The sequence below is a fragment of the Verrucomicrobiia bacterium genome, from assembly GCA_035946615.1.
Classification (GTDB): domain Bacteria; phylum Verrucomicrobiota; class Verrucomicrobiia; order Limisphaerales; family UBA8199; genus DASYZB01.
In genome coordinates this window covers 1-18867 of the sequence record DASYZB010000026.1, presented here as the reverse complement: position 1 = coordinate 18867, position 18867 = coordinate 1, and the positions used below count along the sequence as shown (strand labels likewise).

The window sequence follows — 18867 nt, the reverse complement described above, 5'->3', positions numbered from 1 at the left end:
AGGTGGTTCCCTGGGTTTATTCCGCGTCGAATGGCCGACTGCATCGGGGAAATTTGACAGCTATGGAAACGCCTCTTCCACAAGCGTCAGCCATTGCCGGTTGGCTGGAGCGCAGCGCTTTTTACGAGGAGCGTGTGGGTTCCCGAAGCTACGAAAGCAATCGGTTTTATCACCGGCTGCTACGGGAACGTTATTGCTTCCTGGTGCCGCCAGGAGCTAAAGCCCTTGAGATTGGGTGCGGACTGGGCGATTTGCTCGCGGCGGTCAGACCCGTGCGCGGTGTCGGAATCGATTTCAGCGGCAAAACCATCGCCTTGGCACGGCAACGCCATCCGGAAATTGAATTCCATGTGGGAGATGCCGGCGGCAGGGGCATCGAGGAAAAGTTCGACTATATCTTGCTGTCTGACCTCATCAATGATCTGGCGGACGTGCAAAACGTCTTCGAAAAGCTCCAGTCCATGGCACACAGCGACACCCGCCTGGTTCTAAACTTTCTGAATACTCTTTGGCGGCCGTTTTTAGGCATGGCGGAAATATGCGGAGGAAAAGCCCCCAGTCCGCCGCAGAACTGGCTCTCGACGGATGACGTGGTGAATCTCCTTCAGCTCACCGGCTGGGAGACGGTTAAGGTTGAACAGCGAATCCTCTGGCCAATCAATACGCCCGTAATTGGCAACCTTCTCAATCGATGGCTCGCGCCAATACTCTCGCACCTTTGCCTGACCATTTTCATCGTCGCGCGGCCCAAAACAGCCGCTCCTCAAGAGCAGCAGCATCGTTGCTCGGTTGTCGTTCCCGTTCGCAACGAGGCCGGTAATATTGAGGCTGTGGTCCAGCGCACACCTCGCTTGGGTCTCGAGACGGAACTGATTTTTGTCGAAGGGCACTCAAGCGACGACACCTGGTCAGAAATCCAAAGAGTAGCGCGCGCGTATCCAGAGGCCGGAATCAAAGCGCTGCAACAACAGGGCCGAGGTAAAGGCGACGCCGTGCGGGAGGGCTTCAGCGCCGCGACGGGTGAGCTTCTGTTCATTCTCGACGGCGATTTAACCGTGGCGCCCGAGGAGCTGCCTAAATTCTACGAAATCATGCGCAAGGGGAGCGCCGAGTTCGCCAATGGCGCGCGCCTGGTCTATCCGATGCAACAGGAGGCGATGCGGTTTTTGAACATGATAGCCAACAAACTCTTCGGCCTCGCGTTTAGCTGGCTGCTGGGGCAGAGGATCAAGGACACCTTATGCGGCACGAAGGTGCTTTGGCGGCGGAGCTACGAAAGTATTGCAAAAGGGCGGGAGTGTTTCGGTGATTTGGACCCGTTCGGCGATTTCGACCTGCTCTTTGGCGCGGCAAGATTAAACCTGCGCATAGCGGATGTGCCGGTCCGTTACGCCGCGCGCACGTACGGAGAAACGAATATTAGACGCTGGCAACATGGTTGGTTGCTTCTGCGCATGGTGCTCCTGGCAGCACGGAAACTAAAATTCCGCTGATCCCGTAACCGAATTGGGGGGGCGGGGTCAGAATGAAAGGACATCCAAAAGCGGCAGAGGGCTGCCGCAGTCCAAGACGCTTCGCGCGGACGGTGAGTCGGGGGCCTGGCCGTTGCTACCGGGCCTGGCGCACGCGAATGGTATAGCGCAGGGCCTTGTCGTTGGCGGAGACAAACTTCACGCCTTCCTGGGCGTTTTCATCCAGAAACACATTTTGGAACGGTGTATCATCGACGACGAATCCCTGGGCATCTTTGAAGACGCAATTGGCCTGGACCTGGATGCGGCGGTTCTCGCGATTGCGCAGGTTGGCCGCCACTTGCATCCGCCCATCCGAAAGGCGCGACTCCTGAAGGTCCACACAAGTAACTGAGTACTGGGCTCCTCTGTCCAGCAGGACAAACCGGGAGCTATCTTCGAGGTTGTTGACCGTGGCGTTTTGCGGGCGGAATGCGCCCGTGTCATGGGCGCACCCGCTCAACAAGGCCAAGCCCGGGGCGAGCAGGCCCAAAGCAAGCAGATTCTTTTTCATATCTTTTGAGGTGTTATGGATTGATCACTGACAAAAATGACTTTGTCCTTCCCGTCCTCGGGCACGGCGAAACTAATCGTCTTTGTCAACTGCGGCAGGGTCAGGCCGGCGGCATCCTGAAATTCGACAGTGAGGGTGTGCGGGCCGGGCGGGAGCGACATGCAAGCGAAGCTCAGGTAACGCGGGAGGTTGTCCCAGGAGCGGGTGTCGGCCTCCGGTATCGTGGCGGCGGAAACCACTTTAGTCAGGGCGCCGACGAGGGCCACGCCCAAACCAACTTCCTCCGCTGTGCTATCGCGGCTCATTACGGCGGTCCCCAGGCCCGCGCCGATGGCCACGTCGCCCGCGATGTCGGTAGCGGATTTGAAAACCGCTTTGTTGCCGAGGATGTGATCCATTACTCGCCCCCCTCGCGTGCTGGCTTGAAACCAGACATCATCAGTAGGGGCAGCAGAAAACTTGTTGGAATCGACAAAGAACTCGGCGGCATTGACCGGAGAGGACCTCACGCGGAACCGGAGTTCCTGCGCATACTGGCCCGTGGCGTATTTGGTCGGACCGGGTCCGAACTCAAAAAAGAAAAGGACATTAGCCCCGGGGTTGTAAGGTGGGAGCTTCACGCCATGCGCGTCGGCCTGCGCGCGTTTGAAGGCATCCGACCCGTCCTCGCCCAGCTTGAGTGTGGCGAAGCCATCCAGGTAATCGGGCAAGACCCAATCGCCTGCGTATTTGTGCTCCTCGGTGTCGCTGTCCTCGACCTCCGCGCTGCGAAAGCAGGCGCGGGCGTTGTCCGGTTGGCCGTCCATCCAGTAGAGAATGCCCCGATAGATGTAAGCCATCGAGCGCTCATAGGGTTCGCCGATGAAGGTCTTTTTGGATTCGGCATGAAAATAACCGCGCGCCTTGCGCGCATTGGGGTCGGGCCCGTAAATGCCTTGAAGGGTTGTCAGCGCATCGTCAAGGTTCTGTTTGGCCAGGGCGAACTGGCCCTGCCGCATGGCTGCAGCCGCCAGGCGATATTCCCAGAGGACTTTGTCCCGAGCCGGTCCGTTGGCGATAGCGTTTGGACCATCGACCATGATGTTGCCGGTTAGCACCACAGGTTTGGCGGGCGGTGTGCTGGCGCAACCCCCCGCCAGCAAGCCAACACAAAGCCAGACCATGGGGAGCGCGCCCACCCCATGCGCAGTTGGGCGCTCCCTCGCGCCAAACTGGTGAGCGCACCGCCATAGCCGTCGCGTGAGCTTTCGTGAATGAAACATTGGGTCCATGGAGGGGACTTTGTTTTCCACGGGGCTACCGGTAAGCGGCATCCTCAAGGCCCTGCTTCTTAATTTCCGATGAATCCTCCCAAATGATATCGGTGGTTCTGGCGTCAATAAGCTGGAACGTGTAGAGGATATAATCGCTGGTGCCGGCGCTGGTCCGGGTGGTCAGGCCCGAGAGCTTGCCGGTGAGGATAAAGTCGGCGCCTTTGAATTCGACCACGCGCGGGTCGGCGCTGGCCGTGACCTGCCCGGAGAGCTTCAACTGCCGCTCGCGTTCGAGGGCCGCCATGCGCTCGCGCGCCAGAAAGATCACTTTGCCCCGCGCACGGCTGTTCAATTCGGCCCGGATGCGATCGAGGAAGATGTCTTTGTTGATAGGAAACCGGGTGGCGTTCTCGACCGGATCGAGAATGACGCGAGGCGTCCCCTGCGCATTCATGATTTGCGGGGTCGAGAGAATGCTGCGCGACATCTTGTCCGTCACAGCGACGAGGTCTTGCGATTCGACGCCGGTCCCGGCAACGAACCCCTGTTCATCGGGACGCATTTGAGTTACGGGCACGCCGGAAGGGTTTTTGACTCCTGTCGAGGCACAGCCGGTCAACAGGCCGGCCAGCGCAAGGGCAGCCAGCGGATTTTGGCGGTTCATTAGCTTCATAAATTTTCTTTACGTGGTTCACCACTCAACAGACTTCGACGTTTCCAGGCCGGCTTTATTCGCCGGCCAGACCATCGCGCCTGCCATTTTATGCAGCACCCACCGTGCCGCAACCGAAAATGTCCTCAGCCGGTAATCGGTTAGTGACGGCGGGCGCTGCCGCCTAAAGGCGGCGTTCCGCGCGTGCGGAACGCCGGCTTCAGCCGGCAGCCCCGTAGTCACTGAGGCATTACCTCAGCCGCCAGGATGCGGCTCCGGGTCTTTGCGTTCCCTGCGTTCCTTTGCGGCTACTTCCAGATGGGCCGCAAGAGAACTCAAAGAACGCAAGGAGAATCAATTCCAGGAGAATCAATCCCTTTGCCAATTCTCATATCAACCCTGCTTCCGATCCCAGTTGTTGAACCGCTAACTCCTGCAAATCGACAGCAGGTCCCAGAGTAGCGCCGCCGGGCAGTTTTTTGCCCGTTGCCAGGCTCAACTCGGCGGCTTCCAACACCAGCGTTGTATAAAAGCCCAGCGTCATCGGGTCCAGGGCTTCATTGCGCTTGGCCTCGCTCATCGTGCCGTTGCGCCAGGAAAGGAGTTGCTCGTATAAATGGCCTGGGTTGCTAATCCCGTAACCGGAGACAGTATTGCCTGTTTCAAAATTCCGGAACAGCGGGTTGAGTTCGGAAAGGCCGTCGCTGTGGACCTCGCGCAACCCGGGGGTGTCGAGGCCTAAATCGATCATCCCTTCCGAGCCGATGATGCGGCCAGACTGGACCGTGGTGGACCAGGCAGTGTTTGGCAAAGCCCAGCCCGTGATGATGTGCGCCAGCCCGCCATTTTCGAACACAATTTCCGTATCGACCAGGTCATAACCGGCGACTGCGCGGGGTTTGAGCGAAGGTAATTTGTGCGCGTAACCGGTGGCGCGCGCCTGAACCGGTTTGAGCTTAATGATCTGCATCAGGGCATCGGACATGTGGACCGTCAGGAATGATATGGGCGTGTTCTTTTCGACAAAATCGGGGGAGGCAAAAAATCGATGGGTATGGTTTGGGTCGGCCACAAGCAGCTTATCGAGCATGTAGAAGACAGCACTCTGGAAAACCCCATAGCGTCCACTCTCAAAACGGGCCCCGGCCTCCCTAATGCGGGGGTCCTGGCGCTTGTGGAAATCGACTCCAAGGAAGCGTTGATTTTTTCTCGCAGCCTGAAGCATGGCCTGGACGTCGGCCACACAAGCCGCAGCCGGCTTGGGCACGACGACATCCAGCCCTGCGTTCATTGCCGCGACAGCGGGGGCACGATGCAGATGGTCCGGCGTGTTCACCTGGACGGCATCCAATTCCACCCGGGCGATGAGTTCTTCAAACGAGGCAAACCGGCGCGCGGCAGGCAATCCCGCCAGGTCCCCAAACCAATTCCGGCAATCGGCGTTAGGGTCGGCGACGCCGCAGATGTCCAGCAACCCCGAGTACCGGCTGCGAAAGTAGAGGAACTGGTAAATCTCGCGCACCACGGACCCGGCGCCGATGATTCCAAGGCGGAGTTTGGTGAAGGTGTTGGCCATAATCTTTTAGGGGTGTCTGATTCCCGTTAGGCGGGGCAGGCTAATCAAGCGTCGCTACGCGACGCAACCTCGATTTGTTGGCTCTTCCGTGGGCCGAGGCCCACGGCTACCGGCACGGCACCGCTACGCGGTGCGCCCTTCTAAAGAAACAACTGTGGAGTGTTTTGCACCAATGCAGATTAAAGGTATAGTTCATGTTAGGGACTCCTCAGTAGTCTCATCTTGAAGGCTCATTGGAAAAGGTGCCTGTTTGATGCAAGACAAACAGGGCGAGGAATTCCGCCGCTGTCCGGATTTCATCGAGCGCAATTTGTTCGTGGTCGGAATGAGCATGAACCAGTTGCCCGGGCCCGAACGTCAGGACCGGGAGCGAGGGGTATTGTGTGGCGAAGAGGCGGGCGTCGCAGGAGACGGTCCAGCCCAGGACCGGTTCACTGGCTGGGAGGCGGCAGGCCCGGGCTGCGCTCAGGGCCGTGCGCATCGAGGGCGAGTTCGGGTCGCCGTCAAAAGCGGCATTGTGCAGTTTTTCATAGACGACTTCGACGGCGTCTTCGCCGCGTTCGCTGCGCCCAAGGCGGCGGAGGTATGTTTCAGCCCCGCGTTGAGCCGCCTGCCTCATTCGGGTCATGACCTCTTCCATGCTGTGAGTCGGCACGAAGCCCTGGCCGCCTTCGAGCACCAACCCGCCAGGAGCACGACCTGCCTGGGTGCGCTCAACTCCTGAGTTCGCCTTGGATGCGCCAGAAATGTCCAGGGCCAGGTGCAGGCTGGCGCCCGCCAAACACTCGAGCCGGGGCCTGGAATAGACGAGGCTGCGCACGAGGTGGGCCATCTTCGTAACGGCGCCGTCCCGTTCACGAATGGACCCCATGTGCCCTGCGGCGCCGTGTACCATGACTCGAAACCCTCTGCTGGTCGTTTGAATATCGTAATGGCGCGCCACCATTGGCTCGCGCGTTGCGGGATCGAGCACTTTGGTCTTGTCCCCATAAAGCCCAATGTAATTGGCCAAACCCGCATCGAGGCAGTCCCCAACCAAAGCCGCAATTTCGGCCTCAGGCGGCTGGCCGAATTCGATGCGAAAACTGACTTCGCCGCAGATGCGGCTGGGGTGCTCGCCAAACGGGCCGACCATTCCATGGCAGGTCTGCACGGGCCGCTGGGGGAAGAGCACGTGGCGGCTCTCGGCACGGATGGCGGCTCCCTCTTTTTCCATCTCTTCATTAACAAAGGCGAACATCTCGAAAGTCGAGACTCCAGCGAGCGGTTGGAGTTCGGCGCGATACCAGACCGCGCCGCGATTCGCGGGGTGAACCCTGAGTCCGGTGCATTCGCAGACCACGACGCTGTCATAGAGCTTTTTCAATTGGGAATCCAGAGCCAGCGAGAGCGAACCGTTTCCGCCAGTTTCCTCCTCAACCACGAACATCGCCAACAGGTTACGGTTCAGTCCACTTTGGGGCATGACTTTGGCGAGCACCTTGAGCGCCGCGATAATACCAACCACCGGCCCTTTGTCGTCACAGGCGCCCCGGCCATACACCACGCTGCCTTTGGACCGGGGTGGGAAGTAAGGCGCTACGACATCGATGTGAGCATTCAGGGCAATCGATAGTCCAGCTTGGCGATGAGCACTGCCTGGGATTTGGAAAATGAGATTATTTCGACCGGCATACACCTCCTGCGGCGAAAGGCCTTCTGGACGCCGGGCTGTCTTGGTAAAGTGAAGCAGCGAATAATTGGGATTCCGCTCAATGGCCGGATTGATAGGCCGTCTCCCGATCAGCGCGCCAGGGAATCCCAGTTTGGGCAATTCTCGTTCAATGACGCGAAAGCACTTCTCCTCGGCAGCTCGCATGAGCGCTATCTCCGGTTTGGGTGTGGTATCGATTTGGCAAAGCTCGATGAGGAGGGATTTTACAAATCGTCCAAAAGCAGGCGCGCTCGTGCTGGCGCGAATCTGCTCGATGATGCTGGGTGAATGACGTGCCCGGGCGGGGGGCTGCGCACGGGTCTTACGGGAAAGACCGTGGGATGGATTACACATAGAGGGACCCCTCTCCCCGGGCCCTCTCCACTCCCGAAGGGGAAAGGGAGAATCCTCGGCAGCTTACGGTTGTAGCGCATGTTGTATTTGCGGAAAAGCGCTTCATTTGATTTGCGCAATACGCTCTCTGGCCCATTGCCGGGCCTGAGCTTTGGTTTTGAGTTCGTCCTGCAACTGCTTTTCCCGGATTTCGGCCAGCAACACCCCCATGGCAGGGCCGGGTTTCATTCCCAGGGCGATTAAATCATCACCCTTCAGCAGAGGCGGGCGAATTTCGGGTTGTTTTTCCAGGGCCTCAGCTTCGGTTGTAAGAAACTCATAAACATCTAATCGGCCATGGGAGCCGAGGCAATCGAGCCGATGCAACTCGAGTTCGAGCGAGAAAGTGGGCCGCAGTAGCAGCCGCCGCAAAGTAGCCTTGCGCATCTGCGGCGCGTCCTTGAATTGCATGTGAGAGCGCACCGCCTTGACCACCGCTTCGATCTGCTTTCGGGGAAAGCGCAGCCGCTCCAAAATAGTCGAGGCCATTTCCGCTCCGAGTTTTTCATGGCCATAGAAATGAATGCCGCCCGTTTGGGGGTCCGGACTTGCGGTGAGCGGCTTGGCAATATCATGGAGCATGACAGCCCACGGCAGCGATGGGTCGGAGCCGAGAGGCAATTTCGAGAGCATCAGGCGCACGTGTTCAAACACCGTGCCTTCGGGGTGAAAATCGGGGGATTGCTCGCAGGAGATCGTTGCAGCCAGTTCCGGCAGGACCTCGTTAAGCAACCCGCTCTCGCGCAGGAGGTCCAGCCCGCGCGCCGCGTGAGGTGGTTTGAAAAGCCGCGCCAACTCGTCGCGAATCCGTTCGGCGCTAATCCCGCGAATCCTCCCCGCCAAGGACTTCACCGCGGCCATGGTTTCGGGGTCCATCTGGAAATCCAGTTGTGCCGCCAAACGCACCGCTCGCAACAAACGCAAGTGATCTTCGGCGAACCGTTCCGCAGGCGAGCCAATCGTGCGAATAATGCCCGCCCGCAAGTCCGGCTCGCCCTGCACCCAGTCCTGCAGCTTGTCCCGCACCGGATCGTAAAACAGACCATTCACGGTGAAATCGCGCCGGAGGGCATCGGCCTTGGCGTCGCCAAAGCGGACCTGCTCCGGATGCCGGCCATCCTGGTAATCGGCTTCTGCGCGGAAAGTGGCCACTTGAAACTGGTGACCGCCCTCAATCACGACGACGACGCCGAACCTGCGTCCCACAGGTATCGTGCGCTCGAAGAGCTTCTCAATCTCGGCGGGTGTGGCGCCGGTTGCAATATCGTAATCCTCCGGAACGCGTCCGAGCAGGAAATCACGCACCGAACCGCCCACCCAGAATGCGGCAAAGCCCCGAGCCTGCAATCGCTTCACGATAGCCTTGGCGTGGGCTCGCAATGAATCCATGTGTTTGCTGCTCATCGCTGTTCCTGATTTCCATCTCAGCCTGCGGGCTGGGCCTGCAAGCCCTAGTCCTGTCCCCAAATCCGTTTCACATGTTCGGAGCCGCTCCGGACTTCCTCTGGTGTCAGCGAAGGACTGAACTCAAAAATTTTGAGGTGCTCGTTTTTAACAAAGGGCTTGAGCGCGGCGAAATCGATGGTTCCCGAGCCCGGGGCGCAATGGTCGCGGCCAGGGAACTGCACATCATGAATGTGAAAGCCATAGAGACGCTCGCGCAGAGACTCGAGATGCATCCGGTGGGCGATGAAGCCGAGGTTCTCTTTGATTTGCGCATGGCCTGTGTCATGCCAGTACACCAGATTCGGGCTGGCGAGTTCGCGGAAGAGGAATTGGAAATCGCTTTCAAACGGCAACTCTTCGAGCGCTTGCCGGTTTTCGGCTCCCAACTTGATCCCGCGCGCCTTGGCTTCCGGCAGCAAGGCCTTTAATACCTCCTTCGTTCGCTCCAGAAACGGCTCCTTTTTGGCTTCGCGCCGTTCGTCCAGTTCGGCGCAGAGTTTTTCATACTTCGGAGTCTCTTTATCGCCGCGCTCGACCATGTCGAGGAGTTTGCGGGTGTAATCTTTCATCTCGATGCTGCCCAGGTGAAGCACGACGACAGGCGCGCGGACTCGCTCGGCCAGCTCAAAGGTCTTGAGCGTGTAGCGCTGGGCCAACTCCCGTTCCCGAGGCCGTTCGGCGGAGAACTGATACAGATTGGGGGCGGAGTTATTGACCCCCATGGGAAGCGGGCAAAAATTGTGCAAACTGGAAATACGGATTTCCCCGGCATCCACCGCCTCAAGAATGCCCGGCAACAGGCTAATGCGAGTGCCGTGACTCAGCTCGGCGTATTCGAAGCCCAACTCCCGGATTTCGCGCAGCATCGCCCGGCCATCACTGTGCCGGTGTGAGTTCCAACAACTGGAGAGAGAATACATGTTTTTTGAGTTTCTGGGCGTGACACGAATGCCACCAATTTCCACGAGTACCCGCTCCAGCCCACCGCAAATGGGTGTGTAACAGGTCCCGGGCTTGCCTCACCAGAGCCAGGGCGAGTCAACGCCATCATCTTGAAAGGCGGGAAGCGGTTCCAAAACCGCACCCGCCCTGGAATGGCGTTATAAATCGGCGTAGCGCGCGGTGAGCATGGCAGAAAACCGGGCCGCTTTTTCCTTGCGCCGGCGCCTTTCGCTTGGCTTTTCGAAATGGCGATGATCACGCACAACCTTCAATGTCCCTTCCCTGTCGATCGTCTTCTTCAACCGGCGCAGGGCTCTTTCTACGGGTTCGCCTTTCTTCAGTTTAATTTCAGTCAAACTCGTTCACATCCTCTCCAGCGACTTTGGGAATGCGCCCTTGCCTGGATGGCCGCACCCCACTTTAGTCAGGCGAAACAGGTTATTTTCCCGGGCGCTATTGTCAATTGGCAAAACACGCCACATCTGGTATTCCTATGGGAGTGCATTTTTTTGTCCAACACGGCGAATTGCGGGATATTTACCAGAAGGTGGCTGCCGGAGAACGGATAACCGATTCGGAGGCGCTGCGGCTTTTCGCGAGCAAGGACCTCAACGGGCTCGGCGCCATCGCGGACCTGGCGCGGCAGCGGAAATCAGGCAACCGGGCCAGTTATATCATTAACCGTTACATCAATTATTCCAATTACTGCATCCTAAGCTGCCAATTCTGCGCGTTTGCGCGCAAGAAACGGGATGCGGACGGATTCCAGTTTACGGTCGAGGAGATCGTTCAGAAAGCGCGCGAAGCGCTGCACCTGGGCATCACCGAACTGCACATCGTCGGGGGATTACACCCTTCACTGCCGTTCAGCTATTACACCGATTTGCTCAAGGCTCTGCGCGCGCTGGACCCGCGCCTGCAACTCAAATGCTTCACCGCCATCGAGATACTCCACCTGGCGTGGCTGGCTAAAAAATCACTCGAAGAAACCCTGCGCGAGTTGAAGGAGGCTGGCCTGCAATCGCTCACCGGGGGCGGGGCGGAGATTTTCCGCAAGGAGATACGCTCGGCAATCGCCCGTGGCAAAGAATCGGCGGAGGAATACCTGGATGTGCATCGGACCTGGCACCGGCTGGGCGGACGGAGCACTTGCACGATGTTATACGGGCATATCGAATCGCCGGCAGACCGAGTTGATCATTTGCGGCAATTGCGCGAACTCCAGGATGAGACGCGAGGCTTTGTGGGGTTTGTTCCCCTGCCGTATCACCCGGAAAACAACGACATCCCGGTCTCGCATCCGCCGACAGGTTTCGACACCTTGCGCACGGTGGCAGTGAGCCGGATTTACCTGGATAATTTCGACCATATCACGGCCTACTGGGTGGCATTTGGCCTTAAGCTGGCCCAGGTGGCCCTGAGTTACGGGGCCGACGACCTCCACGGGACCATTCTCGAAGAGCATATTTTTCATATGGCAGGCGCAAAGTCGCCCCAAGTACAGACCGAGGCCGACATGATTAAAGCGATTCGGGAGGCCGGCAGGGTTCCCGTGCAGCGAAACACCTTTTACGAGCCGATTAAAGAATGGGACGGCCCGGCTCCTGCCGCTGCAACGGTGAACGAGACCAACGGCACAGCCTCGGCTCTCCTCGAACAGAACCTGGCTACGGCCTAGGCCCATGTACAATCACCAACCGCAGAAACTACGCATGGCCCCCCAGGAACCCGTTGAGGCACTGGCCCACCGGGCTGAGCGTGAGAAACGGGCGGCTAATTTGCAGCGCGAATCCAGCCTCGAACAGTCGCTGGCCCCGTTTCGCGTTGGGTCGGTGGGCTATCTCAACGCCGTGCCGCTGACGCGCGGCATCGAGGACCAGGTGGTATTCACTACCCCATCGATGCTGGCCCAAATGCTGCAGCGGGATGAATTGGACGCGGCGCTGGTCAGTGTGGTCGAGGTGTTGTTCAACGACCGTTACGACATCCTGGATGGGATCGGCATTGCCTCGCTGGGAGAGGTCAAAAGCGTGATCTTAGCGCACCGGCGCCCCATCGAAGAGGCGCGTGAGATTTTTTGCGATACCGCCTCGCTCACCAGCATCGAGTTGCTGCGCGTCCTGCTGGCCGAACACGGGTTGAAACCGGAGTTCAAGCCGCTGCCGAGCTACGATTTTGCCGCCCTGCCGGATTACGCGCTGTTAATTGGGGACAGAGCACTGGACTTGCTCCTGGGGCCACGCCAGCACGAAATATGGGACCTGGGCGCCGCATGGTACGAGCTGACCCGGCTGCCGTTTGTCTATGCGGTTTGGGCGTTGCGCCGCGGGGTCGAGAATTCAACGCTGCGCCGCCAATTACGCGAGGCGCGCGATTTCGGATTGGACACTCTGGACATCATCATTCGCGAACGCACTGAGTACGATTACGATTTCCGCAAGGATTACCTGGGCTGGCATATTCATTATCATGTGGGGAGTGATGAAAAGCGCGGACTGGAGCGTTTTATCCAACTGCTGCGCAAGCATGGCGCGGCCGCGACTTATGAGCCGCGGTTCGTGGTGTAAAAAGCCGCGGAACACCCGGCGAGGCAGAGCCGCAACAGGAGCGATTAGCACCCGAGAATGAAAATGCTCAGGATGGTATGTTTCGCCCCCTGCGCAGAGAGTTCGCTGCGCAGAGGTGAACTTCGCGCGCCGTCCATTCTCCAAAAACCCTCGACCCCCTTGCCCCCAGAGCGGCGGCCAAAACCTTAGCCTCCGAAGGTTTGATTCTTTTGACCCGAGCCAAGGTGATATGGCCGGCAAATCGCTCCTCCGGTTTCTCGTTCGTGAAAACAAGTGTGGCGGATTGAATAGCAGCCTGCAAGGAGGGCAACTGCTTGGTTTTATCCTCTATGGCTGCCCACAGCACGCGAGGCGCGCCACGGTTTGGAAAGGCGCCAAGGCCTTGCGACCGCAATTCGAGCGCAGAATAGGTTTCTGAAGCGCTGCGGAGCGCTTGGGTTAATGCGTCCACGTGCTGGGTCTGAACGTTTCCCAGGAATCTCAGGGTCAGGTGGAGTTGGTCTCGAGTGGTCCAACGCAAACCCTCTTTAGGCGCCGCGTGGCGCAACTCCCGCTGCACATTTTCAAGAGCGATTTTAATCTCTTCGGGCAGTGGGATGGCGATAAAAAGACGAAGGGGCTCTGGTGAAATCTGGTCTGGCAAGCACACCTTGATCAAAGGCTACGGCTAAGGCAGTGGTTCACCGCGCGCGGCCAGCAGAAGCTGATACCACTCCTCACGAGTCAATTCCAGGTCGGCGGCTTGGGCGGTTTGCCGAATCCGCTCGGGATTAATTGAGCCGACGATGGGTTGAATTTTGGCGGGGTGCTTTAGGAGCCAGGCCAAGGCCACAGTGGTTCGGCTGGCGCCGCGAGCCTTGGCCACCGCATCGATGGCCGGCAGGAACCGTTCTGGTTGGTAGCTCTTCTGCCAGGCCAGCAGCCGATTGGCACCGCCACCGATGAGGCCCGCCGCCAGCGGGCTCCAGGCCATGGGAGTGATCTTTTCAATCAGGCACTGGTCGAGCGTTCCATCGGTGAACGCATCCATTTTCGCCAGGCTGATCTCGACCTGGTGCGCCACCAGGGGCATCGGACAAGCCACTTGAAGCGCCGTGACCAGTGTCGGGCGGAAGTTGCTCACACCGAAATAGCGCACTTTGCCATCGGATTTGAGCCGTGAAAATGCCTTGGCAATTTCCTCCGGGTCAGCCAGGTAATCGGGTCGGTGCAACATGTAGAGATCGATCGTCTCGATTCCGAGCCTTTTGAGCGATTGCTCGCACGTATAGAGAAGGTGCTCGCCGGAAAAGTCATAGCGCTGGGGCGCGCCCGGGTGCGGCGTGCCGGCAGGGCGGATGCCCCCCTTGGTAGCGATGAGCACGCGCTCGCGCATGCCGGAAACTTCCTGGAGGACAGACCCCATGATGCGCTCCGCCTCCCCCCCGCAATAAATGTCTGCGTTGTCGAACAGTGTATAACCCGCTTCATACGCGGCGAGGATGGCGCGCCGGCCCGCGGCCCGGCTTTCGGCAGTCACTTCTGCCGGATTCCATGTCCCTGCCACGCGCCAGCAGCCGTAAGCCAAGCGGCTGCTGCGCAATGAACTGACGCCCAGAAGTAAATTTTGCATATCGTGTGAATCCGTGCGGAGATTAGGACTCCCGTCGGTTTTGCGCAAAGGCAATTTGCGACGGTGCGCGCTGCTTCCCGTGCTCAGAGTGCCCAAACTCCACGGACGGCGCCCCCATCCCGTTATCCGAAAAGCGGCGGAGTCACCCCCGCCGGAGGTCAAAAAACCGCGTTGCTCTTTTGTCAAGACTCGTCATTATACATACATGTTGGCCAAGGTCTGTTCGGCGGCTGTCAATGGAATCGATGCCTTCCCGGTCGATGTGGAAGTCAATGCGGGTTATGGCGACACGATTCTCGTAATGATTGAGACGAAATAACCTATTTTCGCCGGAACCCATTTCCGACCCCATTTTTACGGGTGAATGGAACATTCCCCTACCCCTACGTCAAAACCGCCTCCAGACCCATTTCCGCCCGATTTCCAGACCGTGTGGCCTCACTTGGGGAGACAGTTGAAGTGACCTTACCACCCTGTCCGACAACTGGTGGATGACCGGAGTGCTGTCATTTTCGGCCCTTGTCCACCGGTCTTGTGACAGAACTCAGTCGCGGCCCGAAGCCCTTCGTTATTGCTTGGACCAACCGGCGGTCACTTGTTGGCGGCGATACCTGAACGTTACAAGGGCCGTAAGGCCGAGAGCGGCGAGAGCGATTGTGGAAGGTTCAGGGACAACGACGCCTTCGCGAAACCAAAGTTGCTCAGCCGACTGCTGAACGCCTGAAATGAAGAGGCTGCCGTTAAGATATGTATAGCCAGCCCCTATGCTCGTGAGCGGGTCACCTGCTGAGGCAACGGGTTGAAGATAGTAAGTTGTGCCGGAAACAAGCGAGACAGCCGACGAGAAGTAAAAATTAGTGTAACCACTGAAATAATTGTGCATACTAATCGGAGCGGTTGAAGCCAGAGTCGGACCAGTTATTGAGTCAGAGAGCAGATTTACGTAAACCGTCGCATCCGGGCTCTCTGGCCCGCCCGGATACATGAAAAGCCTCACGAAGTCTATGGAGGGAAGCGACGGCACGAAGGATTCGCCGAACGGTTGACCATCCTGAAATCTGATGCCAACTGCGAGGCCGGAGTCGTTTGTTGAGGATTGCTGGTCAAAGATGAATGTTCCTTGAGCCCGTACCGAAAAAGAGAGCACGACACTGCCGATAAGGGAGAGCCAAAGAGTTTTTTTCATAAAGTTGTTTAATCGGTTGTTTGCTTTGATTTGTCGCCAATCCGGCGGTGCCAGAATTAGAACAGCATCGCAAATGCCAAACACAAAATAAGGCCAAAATCACTCATTTTAGCGGCCAAAAACGCGTGAGCCTCACGCATTTCGCGTGAGGTTCACGCATCGTCACACCTTTACTGCGGGGATACCGGAGGAAGGTCCAGCGGTGCAAAAGTCGCATGCTCAATGTATTCCCCGTAAAAAGGTGCTCCGCCCCCGCCATAAGGAATCTTGCGATTGATAAAGGTGCCGGTTGCATTGTCCCAATGCACAATAAACAGAGCGGCATCCCGGCCGTTTTCCCCTGCCCGTGTGACCAGAATGTCCCCAATGGAATTGGTGAAATACTGTTGCGGTATTTTAAGCACAAGAGGCGGATAAACTGACGGGTCAACCTGCGACCGAGGGTCACTAAAATAAAGGTTCTGTCCAGCCGCTATGACCTTCATCGCACTTGGTTGAATTGGGTCCCCTCCTACATCCAAGCCAAACGACTGGTAATTGCCATTTGTGTCAACCGCGTAAAAAAGGCCCTCATTTTCATCCGCGGTGAGAAGTTTTCCTGCCCATGGACCATATTGCGTCGGATTATTCGGCAACGTCACCAACCCTTCCAAATGCGAGGTCGGAATGCTCGCCACCAACGTCGTTTGCTTGTTGGTATTGATTCGCCAGATGTTCTCATTCGGGATTCCACCACTCTGGCCAGAGACGACAAGCAGGTCGCCACCCCAAATGCCAGTTTGGTCCACATAAATGTCAGCAAATGGGTTCAATTCATTCGTAATGGTAAGCCAAGCATTTGAGAAGTTGAGACCGTCAGCAGAAATCCAGCCAATCGTGCCGTTCGTGTTGGGAGCGAAAAAGGTTTCGCCGGGGTGAAATACACTGTTTGAATTGGTCTTAACGACCGTGAGCCTAACTTCGTCCTGCGAACCGCCTGCGTATGACCAGTTGGTGATAGCGACGTTGGTTGCCACCGTTCCGCTATTGGTTGTGAAGTAAGTCCAAATACGGGCGAAATAGTTGGTGCCGCCATTCCAATAGGGATAATAAGCCGAGGCAATCAGCGAATTGGACGGGGAGTAATAATCCAAGTCGGCCACTGGCAGGTTCGTGAGCACGGCTTGAATCATGTTCGTGAGATTGTCGCTGATAGTGAGGGTTGCCGACGGGGCGCTCGGCTCAACAAGATAGCCGTTTGTCAAAACGAGTGACAGCACGCAAGACTCATCAAAATCAATCTTCGGGTCGTATTTAGCCTGAATGTAAACGTTTGCATTCTGCTGCCCTGCGGGGATGGTGATGCTGGTGGGGATGTTGGTGTAATCCACGCCGTTGACTGCGCTGCCACTCAGGTTGTAAACGACCGTCACGTCATTGGCATTTATGGGGTAGACGGAGATTACGAACCAGCCAGGTTGCGTCGTCTGATTCGTGGAGCTTGGCTCAATGATTGGATTGAAGTACGGATAAATGTTCACCGAAACAACTTCTGAACCGCTCACAGCCCGGAAAAATTGATTTGTAGGTGCGCCGGATGCGACAAGGTATGGCAATATGCTGAACCAAAGATTGTTGCTGGAAGAATCGCCGGGAGCGATTTGACCAAAATACCACGATAACGGTTTAGTGATACTGATATTCGTGAGGATCTGATAAAAAGTCGTAGGCGAGGAGGCGTTGTGCAAAACAAGGTCAACGTAACCGGGGTTGTTCGTGTCCAGCAGAATTGACAGGTAAAAGTCGTTGGTTGAATAAAGCGGACCAGGGCTGTCGGGACTCGCATTCAGTGGTGCCATCGCCGTCATCGCGGTCATTGAATCCAAAGCGTCATAGTCCACCGAAGAATCATCAAAGGCATAAACCGGTCCATTGGTTGGATCATTGCTGAGCAAATAAACCGGCACATCAAACGGCAGCATGGGAAGCGGTGGCCACGGCGGAGCATTGGTGAGGAAAAGATGGGTGAGGGAATAATAGGTGCCCAAGTGAGGTGGGTCCGTGACGAGTGTTAAGCTTTGAGCACGACCCGGCGTGACGACGCCCAGCACGGCCAAAAGCGTGAGCAGCAAAACGGATACAGTTGTTGAAGTCGGCTTAGGAGAGCCTGCCGCAAAACTCCTGAATGTTCCTTTTCTGGCGGTCATAATTTCAAGTTGTTAGTTGTTCGTCCGCACTTGTGCCGGCTCCCTCAAAAATGTGCCGAGGAAATCCAGCACAAACCGAACATTGGCAGAAATCTGAAAGTAACGCAACAGAAAAAACGCCGCGACAATGCAGGCCATGCAGGCCGCAAAAGAGTGACTATTTACTAAAGGTAATACCGTCATCTCGCATTGCGGTGTGTCCTTCTGCTCTGCTTCCGCTTCGGCTTCGGAGAGTTGAAGCGTTTCCGAACCCCTGCCGGTTTGAGCAAAAGCAGGTCGTAAACCTCAATTCCGAAACCCTTGGCGATTTTTTCCAGCGTCAGCAAGCCGGGATTCTTCTTAATCCCGAGTTCGTAAAGTTGGTAAAGGCAAAGGCTGAGTTTACAGGTTTTTGCCGCCTTCTTTTGGGTCCAGCGAAGGGTTTCCCGGAGTTCCCGCAACCGCTTCTTGAAGGTGATGGAGGCGGATTCTCGCACGGGCGATGCTCCTACCGGCGTGATTTCGGCTTCTGCCTTGGCCTTATCCGCTTGGGAAACTTCGTGTTCGGCATGTCCGGTCCGAGCAGTTCATGGACTTCAATTCCGTAGGCTTCCGCCAGCCGCTCCAAACTGCTTAAACGTAAATCATTCTTTCGCCCGATTTCAATCAGTTGGTAAAACTTGTAGGAGAATCCGCTGATCTCAGAGAACTTTTCCTGGCTGAGACCATGAAGTTTTCTGAGTTCCCGTAATCGCGTCATTAGCCGTGTGCGGATGTCTGGCACAGTGCCAGCATGTCACCTGCCAAAAACCGAAAACACCCGCCTCTCGTAAGTGGTTTGGTGTTTACAGGGCGACACCGCCGTGTCAATGTCCGCCGATTATGATACTATCTACAGGTAATATCGAAGTTGGCAAACAAACCAGAACGGCCTTAAAGGCATTACCCGGAATTCTCCCCATCGGCCTGGCTTTGACTTTACTTGCCGGATGCGGTGGAGGTTCAGAATTCACGTTCTCAACCCAAGATGCCCAATACCCCGAGAAGGGAATCGCGGTCACACCCGAGTGGAGTTCAGAGAGTGAGGCCGCACACGGGAATGAATTGGCCGGATATTACTGGTCGGTAAAGTTTCTGTAACTGCTCAGGTCGATTTTGCGCCTTGAGGCAGGAAAGGGCGGCCATCAAGAGCGAGGCGGAGGTATTCGAGGACGGGCAGGCCGTGTTTGCGGAGAGTTGAGATGTAGCTGCGGATGCGGGCGTGGCGACGAGCGCCGTCGAGGGTGCGAAAGCAGCCGGAGATCTTCAGCCGGACCTTCATCATGCGAAAGGCCCGTTCGGCTTCGTTGTTGGTGAA

18 protein-coding genes are annotated in these 18867 nt (G+C 57.2%); 3 read left to right on the top strand and 15 right to left on the bottom strand.

Annotation, left to right across the window (positions count from 1 at the left end):
- Window positions 1–62: 62 nt before the first annotated feature.
- Window positions 63–1493, top strand: coding sequence for a glycosyltransferase (locus VG146_04165; protein ID HEV2391540.1), 1431 nt, complete (start codon window positions 63–65; stop codon window positions 1491–1493).
- A 115-nt stretch (window positions 1494–1608) separates the two neighbouring features.
- Here the strand turns inward: VG146_04165 and VG146_04160 are convergent, their stop codons facing one another.
- The 8 genes from VG146_04160 to rpsU all read right to left on the bottom strand — a co-directional run bounded on the left by VG146_04160 (window position 1609) and on the right by rpsU (window position 10336).
- Window positions 1609–2025 carry a YcfL family protein gene (locus VG146_04160; protein ID HEV2391539.1) on the bottom strand — a complete coding sequence of 139 codons (417 nt, stop codon included), beginning with the start codon at window positions 2023–2025 and terminating at the stop codon, window positions 1609–1611.
- Complete coding sequence (locus tag VG146_04155) at window positions 2022–3203, bottom strand: hypothetical protein (GenBank protein ID HEV2391538.1); 1182 nt, start codon at window positions 3201–3203, stop codon at window positions 2022–2024. The genes VG146_04160 and VG146_04155 overlap by 4 nt, the downstream gene beginning before the upstream one ends.
- A 118-nt stretch (window positions 3204–3321) precedes the next feature.
- A complete protein-coding gene (locus VG146_04150; protein HEV2391537.1) occupies window positions 3322–3951 on the bottom strand; it encodes a CsgG/HfaB family protein in 630 nt (209 codons plus the stop codon).
- 367 nt (window positions 3952–4318) lie between these two features.
- Window positions 4319–5506, bottom strand: a complete 1188-nt coding sequence (locus tag VG146_04145; protein ID HEV2391536.1) for a Gfo/Idh/MocA family oxidoreductase — start codon at window positions 5504–5506, stop codon at window positions 4319–4321.
- 217 nt (window positions 5507–5723) lie between these two features.
- Entirely contained in the window at window positions 5724–7553 is a 1830-nt protein-coding gene (locus VG146_04140; GenBank protein ID HEV2391535.1) for a M20/M25/M40 family metallo-hydrolase, read from the bottom strand.
- A 102-nt stretch (window positions 7554–7655) separates the two neighbouring features.
- On the bottom strand, window positions 7656–8996 hold the full coding sequence (locus VG146_04135; GenBank protein HEV2391534.1) for a CCA tRNA nucleotidyltransferase: 1341 nt from the start codon (window positions 8994–8996) through the stop codon (window positions 7656–7658).
- A 47-nt stretch (window positions 8997–9043) separates the two neighbouring features.
- A complete protein-coding gene (locus tag VG146_04130; GenBank protein ID HEV2391533.1) occupies window positions 9044–9958 on the bottom strand; it encodes a sugar phosphate isomerase/epimerase in 915 nt (304 codons plus the stop codon).
- 180 nt (window positions 9959–10138) lie between these two features.
- On the bottom strand, window positions 10139–10336 hold the full coding sequence (gene rpsU, locus VG146_04125; protein ID HEV2391532.1) for a 30S ribosomal protein S21: 198 nt from the start codon (window positions 10334–10336) through the stop codon (window positions 10139–10141).
- Window positions 10337–10473: 137 nt separating this feature from the next.
- Between rpsU and mqnE the strand changes: the two genes are divergently transcribed.
- Both mqnE and VG146_04115 read left to right on the top strand, forming a co-directional pair.
- Entirely contained in the window at window positions 10474–11658 is a 1185-nt protein-coding gene (gene mqnE, locus VG146_04120; GenBank protein HEV2391531.1) for an aminofutalosine synthase MqnE, read from the top strand.
- 4 nt (window positions 11659–11662) lie between these two features.
- Window positions 11663–12547 (top strand): menaquinone biosynthesis protein, encoded by an 885-nt coding sequence (locus VG146_04115; protein HEV2391530.1) that lies wholly within the window; start codon window positions 11663–11665, stop codon window positions 12545–12547.
- A 67-nt stretch (window positions 12548–12614) separates the two neighbouring features.
- Here VG146_04115 and thpR read toward each other — a convergent pair whose 3' ends face one another.
- The 7 genes from thpR to VG146_04080 form a co-directional block, all read right to left on the bottom strand.
- Window positions 12615–13196: an RNA 2',3'-cyclic phosphodiesterase gene (gene thpR, locus VG146_04110; GenBank protein HEV2391529.1), complete on the bottom strand. Its 582-nt coding sequence runs from the start codon at window positions 13194–13196 to the stop codon at window positions 12615–12617.
- An 18-nt stretch (window positions 13197–13214) separates the two neighbouring features.
- Window positions 13215–14159 carry an aldo/keto reductase gene (locus VG146_04105; GenBank protein ID HEV2391528.1) on the bottom strand — a complete coding sequence of 315 codons (945 nt, stop codon included), beginning with the start codon at window positions 14157–14159 and terminating at the stop codon, window positions 13215–13217.
- A gap of 568 nt (window positions 14160–14727) precedes the next feature.
- Window positions 14728–15429, bottom strand: a complete 702-nt coding sequence (locus tag VG146_04100; GenBank protein HEV2391527.1) for a PEP-CTERM sorting domain-containing protein — start codon at window positions 15427–15429, stop codon at window positions 14728–14730.
- An 86-nt stretch (window positions 15430–15515) separates the two neighbouring features.
- Window positions 15516–17456 (bottom strand): hypothetical protein, encoded by a 1941-nt coding sequence (locus tag VG146_04095; protein ID HEV2391526.1) that lies wholly within the window; start codon window positions 17454–17456, stop codon window positions 15516–15518.
- 254 nt (window positions 17457–17710) lie between these two features.
- Complete coding sequence (locus tag VG146_04090) at window positions 17711–18007, bottom strand: helix-turn-helix transcriptional regulator (GenBank protein ID HEV2391525.1); 297 nt, start codon at window positions 18005–18007, stop codon at window positions 17711–17713.
- Between the two features lie 11 nt (window positions 18008–18018).
- On the bottom strand, window positions 18019–18294 hold the full coding sequence (locus VG146_04085) for a helix-turn-helix transcriptional regulator (protein ID HEV2391524.1): 276 nt from the start codon (window positions 18292–18294) through the stop codon (window positions 18019–18021).
- A gap of 360 nt (window positions 18295–18654) precedes the next feature.
- Window positions 18655–18867: IS66 family transposase (locus tag VG146_04080; GenBank protein HEV2391523.1), on the bottom strand; the 213-nt coding region annotated here is incomplete at its 5' end.